The 12,967-nt window shown below is 65.1% G+C and carries 14 protein-coding genes; 2 read left to right on the forward strand and 12 right to left on the reverse strand.

What is annotated here, in order from left to right; genetic code table 11:
- Positions 1 to 74: 74 nt before the first annotated feature.
- Positions 75 to 701 carry a TetR/AcrR family transcriptional regulator gene (locus NA4_RS08885; RefSeq protein WP_218022272.1) on the forward strand — a complete coding sequence of 209 codons (627 nt, stop codon included), beginning with the start codon at positions 75 to 77 and terminating at the stop codon, positions 699 to 701.
- 114 nt (positions 702 to 815) lie between these two features.
- Here NA4_RS08885 and NA4_RS08890 read toward each other — a convergent pair whose 3' ends face one another.
- The 11 genes from NA4_RS08890 to NA4_RS08940 all read right to left on the reverse strand — a co-directional run bounded on the left by NA4_RS08890 (position 816) and on the right by NA4_RS08940 (position 11,263).
- Positions 816 to 1,817, reverse strand: a complete 1,002-nt coding sequence (locus tag NA4_RS08890; protein ID WP_067467048.1) for an NADP-dependent oxidoreductase — start codon at positions 1,815 to 1,817, stop codon at positions 816 to 818.
- Positions 1,818 to 1,840: 23 nt separating this feature from the next.
- Entirely contained in the window at positions 1,841 to 3,064 is a 1,224-nt protein-coding gene (locus NA4_RS08895; protein WP_067466884.1) for an acyl-CoA dehydrogenase family protein, read from the reverse strand.
- A gap of 302 nt (positions 3,065 to 3,366) precedes the next feature.
- Positions 3,367 to 4,407: a phosphotransferase family protein gene (locus tag NA4_RS08900; protein ID WP_067466887.1), complete on the reverse strand. Its 1,041-nt coding sequence runs from the start codon at positions 4,405 to 4,407 to the stop codon at positions 3,367 to 3,369.
- The gene (locus NA4_RS08905; RefSeq protein WP_067466890.1) at positions 4,407 to 4,859 is read right to left on the reverse strand and encodes a MaoC family dehydratase; all 453 of its coding nucleotides are present in this window, start codon (positions 4,857 to 4,859) and stop codon (positions 4,407 to 4,409) included. Before NA4_RS08905 ends, NA4_RS08900 begins: the two co-directional genes overlap by 1 nt.
- 19 nt (positions 4,860 to 4,878) lie before the next feature.
- The gene (gene fabG, locus NA4_RS08910; protein WP_067466893.1) at positions 4,879 to 5,640 is read right to left on the reverse strand and encodes a 3-oxoacyl-ACP reductase FabG; all 762 of its coding nucleotides are present in this window, start codon (positions 5,638 to 5,640) and stop codon (positions 4,879 to 4,881) included.
- A gap of 40 nt (positions 5,641 to 5,680) precedes the next feature.
- Positions 5,681 to 6,664 (reverse strand): NADPH:quinone oxidoreductase family protein, encoded by a 984-nt coding sequence (locus tag NA4_RS08915; RefSeq protein ID WP_067467051.1) that lies wholly within the window; start codon positions 6,662 to 6,664, stop codon positions 5,681 to 5,683.
- A 10-nt stretch (positions 6,665 to 6,674) separates the two neighbouring features.
- A complete protein-coding gene (locus NA4_RS08920) occupies positions 6,675 to 7,427 on the reverse strand; it encodes an SDR family oxidoreductase (protein WP_067466896.1) in 753 nt (250 codons plus the stop codon).
- A 299-nt stretch (positions 7,428 to 7,726) separates the two neighbouring features.
- On the reverse strand, positions 7,727 to 8,407 hold the full coding sequence (locus tag NA4_RS08925; RefSeq protein WP_067466899.1) for a TetR/AcrR family transcriptional regulator: 681 nt from the start codon (positions 8,405 to 8,407) through the stop codon (positions 7,727 to 7,729).
- A 256-nt stretch (positions 8,408 to 8,663) separates the two neighbouring features.
- Complete coding sequence (locus NA4_RS08930) at positions 8,664 to 9,374, reverse strand: DUF8020 domain-containing protein (protein ID WP_067466902.1); 711 nt, start codon at positions 9,372 to 9,374, stop codon at positions 8,664 to 8,666.
- Between the two features lie 29 nt (positions 9,375 to 9,403).
- The gene (locus NA4_RS08935; RefSeq protein WP_067466905.1) at positions 9,404 to 10,345 is read right to left on the reverse strand and encodes an alpha/beta fold hydrolase; all 942 of its coding nucleotides are present in this window, start codon (positions 10,343 to 10,345) and stop codon (positions 9,404 to 9,406) included.
- Between the two features lie 33 nt (positions 10,346 to 10,378).
- A complete protein-coding gene (locus tag NA4_RS08940; protein WP_067467054.1) occupies positions 10,379 to 11,263 on the reverse strand; it encodes an SCO6745 family protein in 885 nt (294 codons plus the stop codon).
- A 479-nt stretch (positions 11,264 to 11,742) separates the two neighbouring features.
- On the opposite strand from NA4_RS08940, the gene NA4_RS42485 reads away from it, so the two are divergent.
- A complete protein-coding gene (locus tag NA4_RS42485) occupies positions 11,743 to 11,955 on the forward strand; it encodes a peptidoglycan-binding domain-containing protein (RefSeq protein WP_067466908.1) in 213 nt (70 codons plus the stop codon).
- Positions 11,956 to 12,068: 113 nt separating this feature from the next.
- Here the strand turns inward: NA4_RS42485 and NA4_RS43625 are convergent, their stop codons facing one another.
- Positions 12,069 to 12,551 carry an ankyrin repeat domain-containing protein gene (locus NA4_RS43625; RefSeq protein ID WP_507763395.1) on the reverse strand — a complete coding sequence of 161 codons (483 nt, stop codon included), beginning with the start codon at positions 12,549 to 12,551 and terminating at the stop codon, positions 12,069 to 12,071.
- Between the last annotated feature and the right edge of the window lie 416 nt (positions 12,552 to 12,967).

Here is a 12,967-nt window from a genome sequence, read left to right on the forward strand (position 1 = left end):
CCTATGTTGTCGGTGTTCCGGCCAGATGCGCAGGCGCCGCGGCCACCGAACGCCACGCGCGCAGGTGAGAGACTATGCGAGTGACCGATGCCGAGGACCGCCCACGCGCGGACGAAACCCGTGCCCGACTACTCGAGGCCGCCGCGATCGCCTTCGCGCAACGAGGCTTCCACGGGTCGACGACGCGCGATATCACTTCGCTCGCAGGTTTGAGCACCGCGGCCATCTACGTGCACCACCGTTCCAAGGAAGAACTGCTCTATCAGATCTCGAAAACCGGTCATCAGGCCACGCTGGATCTCGTGCGTGCCGCCGTCGGCTCGGCCGACGACCCGATCGGTCAATTGATCGCGGTCATGTACGACTTCGCTGAACACCACGCCAAGGCCCATGTCATCGCCCGCGTCGTGAACTACGAGATCGCCGCCCTCGACGCGCCGCATCAGCAGGAGATCAAAGATCTGCGCCGCGACATCCACAGCGAGCTCCGTACCCTTATCGCACGTGGTACCGAGACCGGCGTCTTCGATACGGCGGATCCGCATATGGCCGCTACGGCCCTCTTGTCACTCGGCGTCGATATCGCTCGCTGGTATCACGAGGACGGCTCCTGGTCTCCCGAGAACATCGCGAACTTCTACGCAGACCTTGCCCTGCGCATCGTCGGCGCACGTCGACCGAGTGAGTCGACTTCCCCCTAGGAACGGGTCCTACCAAAACAACATCGCGGCGCAGAAGACGGGCTTGGCCCGCCATTCTGCACCGCGATGTCGTCAGTACGAACTCGCCCCACGGTCGGCCCGTGGGCGCCCTCGTCACAGAGCGAGTACGAGCTTTCCCGTGTTCGCTCCCGTGAACAGCATGTCGAGCGTCTCGGCGAACCGCGGGATCCCGCCCTCGACGATGTGCTCCATGCTCTTGATGCGGCCGTCGGCCAGCCACTCGGAAATCTCGCTGATCGCCTCACCGTATCGATCGGCATAGTCGAACACCACGAACCCTGTCATTGATGCCCGGAAGACCAGCAGCGACATGTACCGGGAAGGCCCTGGCGGCAGCTTGTCCGCGTTGTACGCCGATATCGCACCGCAGATCACCACCCGGGCGCCGCGCCGGAGATTGGCGAGCGCGGCATCGAGAATGTCCCCGCCGACATTGTCGAAGTACACGTCGATCCCCTCGGGGGCGACTTCGCGCAGCCGTCGCATGACGTCCTCGTTGCGGTAGTCGATCGCCGCGTCGAACCCGAGCTCTTCGGTCAGCACACGGCATTTCTCCGCGCCGCCCGCGATGCCGATCACCGTCGCACCCTTGGCCTTCGCGATCTGGCCCGCGACGCTGCCGACCGCACCGGCCGCCGCTGACACCACGACAGTGTCCCCGCTGCGCAGCTTGCCGACCTCGAGCAGGCCGAAATACGCGGTCATCCCAGGCATTCCGAGGGTGCTGAGCCAGGTCGGCCCCGCTGCGACGCCGAGATCCACCCGCTGCACATTCCGGCCGTCGCTGATCGCGTACTCGGTCACTCCGAACGTGCCGCTCACGGTGTCCCCGACCGCGAAGTCCGGATGCGCGGACTCGACAACGGTCGCGATGTCCAGTGATCGCATGACCTCTCCGATGCCCACCGGCGGCACATACGAACGCACATCGTTCAACCAGCCACGCATGGCCGGGTCGAGCGAGATGTAGTCGATCTTCACCAGAATCTGGCCGGCCGTGATGGCGGGCAGCTCCTCGGTCGTGAGACTCCAGGTGTCCGCGTCGATTTTCCCGGAGGGCCTTTTGGCGAGCCGCACCTGTTGGGTCTTTGTCACGTGTTTCCTCTCGTTGCCAGTGGTCACGCGCTCCGGCCCCAAGAGGGATCCCGGCGGCGCAATTCCATCTGTGCGATCGTGCGCTTGTGCACCTCGTCGGGGCCGTCGGCCAGACGCAAAGTCCGTTGGAGGGCATACATGTTCGCCAACGGGAAATCGTCGGAAACGCCACCGCCGCCGTGCACCTGTATCGCCCGGTCGATCACCTTCAGGGCGGCCTGAGGTGCCGCCACCTTGATCGCCGCAATCTCGATGCGCGCGTTGCGATTTCCCACCGTGTCCATGAGGTATGCCGCCTTCAGGGTCAGCAGGCGGGCCATTTCGATCTCGATGCGCGACTCGGCGATCCAGTCCTGGATATTGGCGCGGTTGGCCACCGGCTCGCCGAATGTCGTTCGCGCCTGCGCGCGATCGATCATCAGATCCAGCGCGCGTTCGGCCATTCCGATCGACCGCATGCAGTGGTGGATCCGGCCGGGTCCCAGCCGTGCCTGGCTGATCATGAACCCGTCACCCTCGCCGGCCAGCAGTGCCGTTCGCGGCACCCGGACATTCTCGAACAGGACCTCGGCGTGCCCTTCCCTGTCCTGGTAGCCGAATACCGGAAGGTTGCGCAGGACGGTGACCCCGGGCGTGTCGATCGGGACGACCATCATGCTCTGCTGGCGATGCGGTGGCGCCGCGGGATCGGTTTTGCCCATCACGATCAGCACCTTGCAGTTCTTGTGCAGGGCGTTGGAAGTCCACCATTTCCTGCCGTTGAGGACGTACTCGTCCCCGTCTCGCTCCATCCGCAACTGGATATTGGTGGCGTCGGAACTGGCGACGTCCGGCTCGGTCATCCCGAACGCCGACGCGATCGTGCCGTCCAGCAGCGGCTGGAGCCACGTCTCCTTGTGTTCGGCAGTGCCGAAAAGGGTGAGCACTTCCATGTTGCCGGTATCCGGGGCATTGCAGTTGGTGGCTTCGGGAGCCAGGTGCACGCTGCGGCCCATGATTTCGGCCAGCGGCGCGTATTCCAGGTTGGTCAGGCCCGGCCCCCACTCCGGATGTGGGTGAAACAGATTCCACAGACCGCGCTTCCTCGCCTCGGTCTTGAGCTCCTCCAGAATCGGCGGGTGGAAATGCGGATCACCGGATTCCTGCATCTGCGCTTCGTAGACCGGCTCGGCGGGGTAGACGTGCTCGTCCATGAAGGCGAGCAGGTCTTCCTGGTATTTGCGGCCTTTATCGGAAAGCTCGAACATCGGGCTCCTTCGCTCAATGATGGGTTGCGCACTGATGCGGCGGTGGCATTGCGGATGACCTCATTGCGATGCCTCCTCGCCGCAGGACTCGCCGGACAGGCTGATCACGGCTGCCTCGATGAGGTCGGGGTACCCGTACAGCACGTCGTCGGACAGGCGACGCCGATCATCCGAGCCCTCCCTCTTGGTCTAGCCGGTACTCGCACCATAATTGAAACTGGCGTCAACTTCAATTCTGGGACTTGTCCCCACTCATCGAAGCGGATCGGGCGTCACATCGTCGCGGACCGCGTGGTCGCTTGTCAGCGATAGTCCTCCGACAGATACGCGATTCCGGCCTGTAGGAGCGGTTCGACGGCATCTCCCAGGTGCTCGAAGCCAGGCCCCACGGTCTTGCCGTGGATGTGGCGGTAATGGATGCCCTCACTGATCACGGCGAGCTTGAACGCGGCAAGTCCGAGGTAGAACCCGATCCGGCTCAAGTCGCGGTGGCTTCGCTGCGCGTACCGCTCCAGCAACTCGGATTCACCAAGGAATCCCGGTGCCGACGCGACATCGGTGACCACGGGAATGCCCAGCTCGCCGGAACGCAAGTAGACCATGAGCAACGCGACATCGGTCAGCGGATCGCCGATGGTCGCCATCTCCCAGTCGATGACAGCGGCCACTCGGTCGCGTGAGTCGACGAGAATATTGTCGAGCCGGTAATCGCCGTGCACGATCCCGGTGGGCGATTGCTCCGGTTGGTTCCGGGCAAGCAGATCATGCAGTTTCGCCGCCGAGGGAAGGTCTCGGCTTCGTGACGCGTCCAACTGATTCTTCCAACGCCGGACCTGCCGTTCGAGGAAGCCCTCCGGGCGGCCGAAATCGCCGAGTCCGACGGCGGCGGGGTCGACCGCGTGGAGAGCGGCAAGGGTGTCGATCAGTCCGGTCGCGATCACCCGGGTCCGGTCCACGCCCAGGGCCGCCAGTTCGTCCGACGAGCGGTACGGCGTGCCGACGACGTGTTCCATGACGTAGAACGGCGCACCGATGACCTCTGCGTCCGCGCACAGGGCGTAGGTGATAGGGACCGGGACATCGGTGTCGGCCAGCGCGTTCATGACGCGGTATTCCCGCCCCATGTCGTGCGCGGTCGCCAGCACATGGCCGAGCGGCGGACGCCGCACGATCCAGTTCGATGTCCCGTCGGTGACCTCGTAGGTCAGATTCGATTTACCGCCTGCGATCAGTCGCCCGTCCAGCGGGCCCGCGACCAGGCCCGGGGAGGCGTCGGCGAGCCATGCTGCCAGGCGATGCAGGTCGAGACCGGGTAGGTCCGAAGAGTCCTGCTCCGTGGGCATCAGGGCACCAACACCGCGACGGAGTCGGCTACGCAGGCAGGCTTGTCCGAGCCTTCGATCTCGATCGTCACCCGGGAAACCGCCCGCCAGCCCGCAGCGCCCGCGGTCAACGAGAGCAACTCTACTCCGGCCCGGATCCGGGATCCGACCGGCACCGGTGCGGGGAAGCGCACCTTGTCGGTGCCGTAGTTGACGCCCATGGACATGCCTTGCACGGTGTAGACCTGGTGGGTCAGCATCGGCAGCAGCGACAGCGTGAGGAACCCGTGCGCGACGGTCGTGCCGAACGGTCCCGCGGCGGCCTTCTCCGGGTCCACGTGGATCCACTGGTGATCGCCTGTCGCTTCGGCGAACTGGTCGATCTGCTCTTGTGTGACCGTGTGCCAGCCGCTGAATCCGAGGTGGGTACCGACTGCGGCCTCCAGCTCGGTCAGGCCCTGGAATACTCGCATTGCTTCTGTTCCTTCCGTATCAGTTCCGCGGTCCGCCCGCGACGTAGATCACCTGGCCGGACACGAATCCCGCACCTTCGCTGACCAAGAACGAGACGGCGTGTGCGATGTCGTCAGGGGTGCCGGTCCGGGCGACCGGAGTCTGAGCCGCGATTGCCTTGGTGAACTCCTCGAAGGGGATTCCCATACGCTCCGCGGTCGCAACGGTCATCTCCGTTTCGATGAAACCGGGGGCAATGGCGTTCGCGGTGACCCCGTACTTGCCCAACTCGATCGCGAGGGTCTTGGTGAATCCCTGCAGCCCGGCCTTGGCCGCGGCGTAGTTCGCCTGACCGCGGTTGCCCAGCGCCGATGTGCTGGAGAGGTTGACGATACGTCCCCACTTCTGGCCGATCATGTGCGCTTGCGCGGCGCGGGCCAGCAGGAACGAACCGCGCAGGTGAACGTTCATGACCGCGTCCCAGTCCTCGACGCTCATCTTGAACAGCAGATTGTCGCGGGTGATCCCGGCGTTGTTGACCAGCACGGTGGGCGGGCCGAGTTCGGCGGCGACGCGCTCGACCGCCTGGGTCACCGCAGCTTCGTCGGCAACATCGACACCGACCGCGAGCGCGCGGCCATCCGCCGATTCGATCTGTTCGACGACTGTCTTGCAGGCGGTTTCGTCGAGATCGAGCACCGCCACTGCCATGCCGTCGCGCGCGAGGCGGCGGGCCACGGCGGCTCCGATACCTCGTGCCGCGCCGGTGACGATGGCGATCCGCTGAGTCTCATTGTTCATCGTGTGCTCCTCGAGGAGGGTGGTTCAGGTGGAAGCAGGCTTACGGGGTGTAGACGACGCGCCCGACGGTCTTGCCGTCGGCGAGTCGCTGGACTCCGTCGGCGATCTGGTCCAGTGGCAGTCGTTCGCTCACCAAGGGCCGGATCAGCCCCTCGGCGGCGAGCGTGGTCAGTGCCTGATGACATTCGGACACCGAAGCCGGGTCGTAGGTGTTGTACAGCCCCCAGTGCAGGCCGACGATCGAATAGTTCTTCACCAGCGCGTGGTTCAGTGCGGCGGTTTGAATGTCGCCGCCGGCGAATCCGACGACCACGATCCGGCCTTCGAAAGCGATGCATTTCGTGGAGCGCTGATACACCTCACCGCCGACCGGGTCGTAGATCACGTCGGCGCCGCGGCCGTTGGTGAGATCCTTCACGACCTCGACGAAATCGTCCCGGTGCCGGTCGATGACCACGTCGGCACCCAATTCTTCGGCATAGGAGGCCTTCTCAGCTCCACCGACGACACCGATCACGCGGGCACCCGCGGCCTTGCCCAGTTGAACGGCCGCGCTGCCGACGCCACCGGCGGCAGCATGTACCAGCAGGGTCTCTCCGGCCTTCAGTCCGGCGCGCCGATGCAAGCCGAACCACCCGGTCTGATAGCCGATGAACAGCGAAGCCGCCTCGGCATCGTCCAACGACAGCGGCGCCGGGAAGGTCTGGGCCGCATCCATGAGCGCGAATTCCGCGAAACCACCATGCGGCAGCACCGCACCCCCGAGTACGCGCTCACCGACGGCGATCTCGGCCACCTCGGCGCCGACCGCGACCACTTCGCCACACAATTCGACACCGGGCGTGAACGGCAGCGGTGGCTTCACCTGGTAGAGGCCACGACACATCAACACATCGGGAAAGTTCGCCGCCGCACCAACGACCCGCACGACAACCTGCCGCGGGCCGGGTTCCGGGCGCTGCACGTCTTCCAGCCGCAGCGCCGCGCTCGGCTCGCCCAGCTCATGTACCCGCCATGCCTTCATCGACGTCATGTCACACCCCACCGGTCAGGGTGATGCCACCATCGACGACCAGCAGCTGGCCGGTCAGCCAGCTCGCGTCCTCGGACAGCAGGAACGCGACCACACTGCCGATGTCCTCGGGCACGCCGAGCCGCTTCAGCGGATAGGCCGCGGCGATCTCGTCCTCCCTGCCTTCGTAGAGAGCGGTGGCGAACTTCGTCTTCACCACCGCCGGAGCCACGGCATTGACCCGCAGGTTCGGGCCGAGTTCGACCGCGAGTTCCTGGGTGATGTGCGTGAGCATCGCCTTGCTCGAACCGTAGAATCCGATACCCGGGGCGGGCTTGAGACCGGCGACCGACGATACGTTCACGACCGCGCCACCGTAGTCCTTCATCCACGCCCGGTAGGTCTGCTGCACCCACGACAGCGCGGCCAGGCAGTTGACCTCCACGATCTTGCGAGCGGCGTCGAGGTCCAGCTCGATCATCGGGCCGAAAGCCGGGTTGATACCGGTGTTGTTGACCAGGAGGTGGGCGCCGCCGAAGGTATCGATCGCACGCGCGACGGTCTCGGCCTGATGGGCGACGTCGTCCGCGCGGCCGGCCACCGCCAGCGCCCGCTCCGGGCCGCCGAGCGCCTCGACCGCTTCATCCAGGGCCTCCTGCTTGCGGGCGGTGATCACGACGTTCGCGCCTTCGTCGACCAGCCGCCGCGCGATGCCGAGACCTATGCCCCGGCTGGCGCCGGTGACAATCGCGGTCTTGCCTTCGAACCTCTTCATCGGTGAATCCTTTCGAGCGCCATGGCCATGCAATGGCTGCCACCTCCGCGCAACTTACTGAGCGCTTATTTAGCCACCGACACCATGCTGGATCGGCTACGTAGTGGTCAAGGCCACCACTGATTCGGTTCGTATGAGGTGAGTCACATCGCCGTGGAACGCCTACTTCGACGGCGCAGCCGTCATCGCGACAGCCGCCGCTGCCTATGCGCGGTGCAGGTAGGTCCGTGGTAGCAGCGGCCGCTCGGTACGCCGTCTCCGGCGAGTTCGGCACGGACAGTGCGGTCCCACCCGCAGGCTCAGGCGGCGGTCTCGTCGAGTTTCAGCGCATTCGCCCATAGCCGCGTGGCCGTTCGAACGAGCTCGTCGAGCGAGACTTCCTCTTCGAGGGCGAACGCGTAGTACGCCATCCGCCCGACCATGCCCGACAGTGCGCGTGCCGCGAAATACGGATCGAGCTCACGGTCGGCGAGGCCGCGTTCCTGCAGATCCCTGATCGAGCGAGCGTTGCGGTCGGCAAAGGCGCGCCCGCGCAGGCGGCGCATTTCGCGAAACTTCGGATCGATCGCGGCCACCTGATCAAGGATCAGCATCAACTTCGCGTTGCGCTTGTACGCCTCGAAGTAGGCGCGGTTGCTCGCCTCGATCACCGCCACCGGAGACGCCTCGTCGGCGTCCAGGCGCGGCATTCCCGGATGCAGCATGTCGTCCTGGGATGCTTCGAGCACCGCCTGGAGGATCTCTTCTTTGCTCGAGAAATACGTATAGAAGCTACCCGTGGAGCATTTCGCCTCGGCTGTGATATCCGACAGCCGCGCGTCGAGGTAGCCGTCGCGTTCGAATACCGCTCGGGCAGCCGCCACCAGCGCCGCCCGGGTTCGAAGACCGCGGGCAGTGAGCGGAGGTTCCCGGAGGACGGAGGTATCGACAAGCGAGGGGATCTCGCTCAATGTCGCTTCGTTGTCGACCGTCCTGGCCATCCATACCCTCCCTGTTTGCTCTGGATGCTCGGAGTGATCGTCGCACACGCGTCGTCGATCTGCATTCAGCTCCGAGACGCTGGCGACCACCGGGCCGAGACCACTTCCCGGCATGCTCGAACATGGGTTCGCAACCATATCGACGGTAGTCGAATATGACTCCAGCTTCAAATTTCGCGATCGCCCTGCCCGGCCGGAGTTGGAACCGGCCGGGCAGGACAATCGCCTCACCGAATCGACGACGTGCGACTCGGCATCACTTTGCCGGAGCCGGAGCCGGAGCCGGCATCGGCTGGTTGATCGTCGTGAAGTACTGGACAGCCGCCATGATCGCGACCGGAGCCGTGATGAGCAGCTGGCCCGCTACTGCCCCGAGCGGACCGACGGCCATGATGCCACCCAAGCATCCGATGGCGGCTGCCGGAATGAAGGCTCCGAACAAGCCGATGATCGCGGCGGAAGCGATGGTTGCCCCGGCGATGCCACCCAGCACGCAGCCGACCGCCGCGCCGCCGATGCCACCAACAGCGGTGCCGATCGTCGCGCCCATGAGGATCGTGGAGGACAAGCGCGCCCAGGCGGCTTGTTCCCGGTCGTACTGGGTCCTCCAGGGAGCCTGGTCCTCGTAGGGCAGCGCCACCGGCTTGTAGGCCGCGTGCTCGAGATCGAACTGCGGCGTCAAGGTAGCAGAGCGGCCCTGGACATCGGCGGCGATCGGGAAGACGAAATCGTCCACCCGGAAGGACAGTTCCGAACCGGCCAGGACCATTCCGCCGAGCGCTTTGATCTTCAATGCGCCATCTTCGACGGCGAGCGAGCCGGCCTCGAGATCGATCACCGTCGATCGCTCTCCGACAGATACCTTGTACCCCACGGCACCAGCCTGGTCCGGTGCGGCCGATGCCGTCCCGGCTGTCACGCCGAGCGCGGAGACGAGCAGCGTCGCTGCTGCAATCGATTTCCTCATCTCTTTCCTTCTTCTAGGTGCCTCGAACCTCACGTTCGAGAGATTTCGGATACGCGACCGAGGAACTTCACGAGCGCGTCGTTGACCACCTCGGGTCGCTCCTGCTGAATCCAATGCCCGGCGCCCGCCACCACGATGTGCCCTCGCAGGTCTGTGAGCAGCGATTCCAAGGCGTCAGTCGGCATGAATCGGCGAACCGGATCGTCGGAGCCGGTCACAAAGAGTGCGGGCTGGGTGATGACGTGGCCGTCGAACGGAGCCGTGAGGGCCCAATTCCGGTCGATATTCCGGTAGTAATTGAGTCCTCCGCTGAAGCCTGTTCGCTCGAACGCGTCGATGAACACCTGTAGTTCGTCCTCCGGCAACCACGGGCGGCTCGGTAGCTCTCCGCTGGGCCGCTGTGCCATGGACTCCGGCGAGAGCGCTTCGTCATTCAAGAGAGTCCATCGCACGTCCTGCGCAAGCACGGAGTCGGCGACACCTGGCTTCTGAAACCAGGACATGTAAAACGAATCTCCCAACCGAGAACGGAGAATGGTCAGTGGTGGTACCGGTGCGCGCGGTGCCGGCGGAACGCTCAGGCCGGCTACGGCCCGCACCCGGTCGGGATGTGCCAGTGCCATTTGCCAGACCACCGCGGCACCCCAGTCGTGTCCGACAAATACCGCATCGTCTACTTCGAGGGCGTTCAGCAATCCGACCAGATCGCCGCAGATGGTCAGCACGTCGTAGTCCTCGATCGCGGAAGGTCGCGAGCTACCTCCGTAACCGCGCATATCCGGGGCGACAACGCGATACCCCGCCTCTGCGAGCGCGAAAACCTGATGGCGCCAAGAGAAAGCCAGTTCGGGAAACCCGTGGCAGAGGACTACCACCGGTCCCTTCCCGTGCCTGACAACCCGCAGTTCGATCCCGTTGGTCGCGATTGAACGAGATTCGAGGGCTTCCCACGCTGCGATATCGACTTTCATCCGTATTTCCTTTGCCAAGTCTCGGCACATCGGTCACTGGGCTCGCGTGTGCCGTGCGACCAGCTCGGCCGGGAAACCCAGATCAGCGTTCACAACCGCCTTCGTCAGGGGCAGGGCCAGCTCGCGCAGACGCGAACAGCCCTCCTCGCCGAGTTCTTCGTATGGGTACACGGCGAGCTCGTCGGTCCGGAGTTCGATCGATTGCCTGCGCCGGCCCCCCTCCGCGCTGAGGGCGAGGCCGGGGCCATCGAGAAGCCAACCGCGAGAACGCAACCGCTCGACTCCCGCAGCCCACTCCTGTTCACTCCAGTACCGGCTCACGCGTAGGACTTCCGCGCCGATGATCCCGGTCGCGCTGTGTGTGATCAGCGCTTCCAGGCCGTCGAGACCTTCGGTGAGCAATAGCGCGACGTGGCCATCTCCGCGGAATTCACGCAGCAAAGTCTGCGCGTGCCACAGGACCATGTGTGGAGCGCTCGGCCAAGGCAGCTCCGCGTGTCCGGCGAAGAGCGGACGTCCTTGGGGCCGCTCGCATGCGCGTTCCGCGGCACGGCGCGCAAGATCGGCAGCCTCCCGAACCGCTCCGCTGTCGACGTCCTCACCCCATGCTCGGCGCAGCGAGCGGTCGACGGCCTCGTACCTCGCTTCGAGAACATCAGCCGGGCTAGCGATTTGCCAGGCCGCGGGCAGCGCCGAATGGACGGCCACAGGATTGAAGTTGAAGAACGTCGCGATCGTGACTTCCGCAGGGACCGGGCCCATCGGCGCCGAACGCGGCGCGAAGTATGTCATGCCACGCTGTTTCAAGCCGATTTCGGCATAGCACTCCGGCCCGTACGGGCTGAAATAGATCATCCCGTGAATCGGTTCGAGAGCGCGGAAGGTGTGCCGGGCGGTCTCCGACGAAACCCTGGGCATGGTCGCTCCTTCGAAATTCCACTCGGTGACAAGCGCCTGGTTCGTAGCCCCTGCCACGGCCGGAGGGAGGCCGCGCGCCGGATCGGTATTGATCGCGATCTGTGACGCCATGCGGCTCCCTCGAGTCGTGATGTCATGCTTCGGATTCGGGCTCTGACCGAGGTCGGGGGTATTCGGCGAGCCGTGATTGAAGCTGAACTCAACCTCAAATTGTGACGTACGTCAAGTCTTGATACCGAACTCGATTTCACTTACGGTTCCGTGGCCGCCGTCACATAGGCGATCGAGCGGACACAGGCAAGCCGGCGAGGTGAGGAGTGGATATGGCTGGCCGCCGATGCCGGCGGACCATGGCGATAGCGCGAGGTCACCTCCGGCGTCGACGGCCGAGACCCCGTCGACCAGCGCCGTGCTCGCGGCCGCAGGCGGTCCCGCCGTCGCGCACCCGCACTCACCACGCCGACGAGGCTGCCCGCAGCGTGGGTTGCGCGTACTCCAGTACGCAGCCCACCATCCAGCGTGGCAGCAGCGGCGACGCGGTCCGCCAGGCCCAATGCCTGCTCGGCGTCACAGTCGACGGCTCGTTCGGCCCCGAAACCGAATCCGCCGTGCTGAGCGTCCAGGCGGCCTTCGGCCTGGCGACGGACGGCATCGTCGGCCCACAGACCTGGGCGGCGTTGTACGCGCTCTGACTACCGCTCCACCCGCCCGGCTCGTCTCGGTATCACTGGCCGGGACGAGCCGAAGTCGGCCGCCACGCGGTGCGGCCGCACGGGGCACGCCCCGGCCGCTGCCCCAGAGCGGTCTACTGCTCGAGTAGCCGCAGTATCTTCGCTGTGCCTTCTGTAGGACGCATTGTGGCAAGCTCCCTGGGGGTCTTCCCGGCCCAGCGGTCTGCCTGCGGCCCCATCCGAACGTCGACCCGTGCTCCGGCCTGCAATAGGACTTGGACGCACTCGGGCGAGCCCCGGTACGCTGCCGCGCACAGCGGCGGCGACTCAGCCGGCAGATCCGGGTTCATGCCATGGTCGAGCAGTAGCCGCACCGTCTCGGCATGGCCCTTGTCCGCAGCCCTCGAAAGAGCTCTCGGCTCCGCTTCGATGCCCTGGGCCAGCAGGTAAGCGATAATCTCGGTTCTGCCCCACTCCGCGGCCCAACCGAAAAGAGTGCCTACCGGCGTAGTGACACTCGCCAGGTCGACACCAGCTTCGTGAGCACGTCGCACCTCGTCGGCATCGCGACGTATGCAAGCCAGGACGAGATCGAACTCTTCTGCACCGAGCACCACATCAGTATGCGCTCCCCCGCTTTCGATCAGCGCTTCGTCACCTTGGCCTGCAATTTCGACACCGGTGCCGCCACCCTGATTACCCTGCAAACCATTCTGGACACGGCACTAGCTCGAGCGGAATCCGCGCGGCCGGCCGTTGTCCCCGATTTCCCCGTGCTGGGGTGAGATGGGAGCTCGTCGAGCGGGCGGGTCGATGCTCAACGCTGTCGGGTGCTGCCGCAGTACCGATCAATGCAGGGCTCGATAATGAGCATCCCCACCCATTTCCTGCGCCGCATACTCGGTTAATCAAAAGTTGCTACAAAACATTCGATCCGCAGTCCCGTCGAATTCGACTTTTCTTGTTCAAGTCGCGTTCACGAGAGGTACAACCGCGGCGTACAGACTCCTGGCTTTCGTGTTTCCGAACAAGA

Origin of the sequence: Nocardia amamiensis NBRC 102102 (genome assembly GCF_001612745.1) — a bacterium.
Lineage (GTDB): Bacteria > Actinomycetota > Actinomycetes > Mycobacteriales > Mycobacteriaceae > Nocardia > Nocardia amamiensis.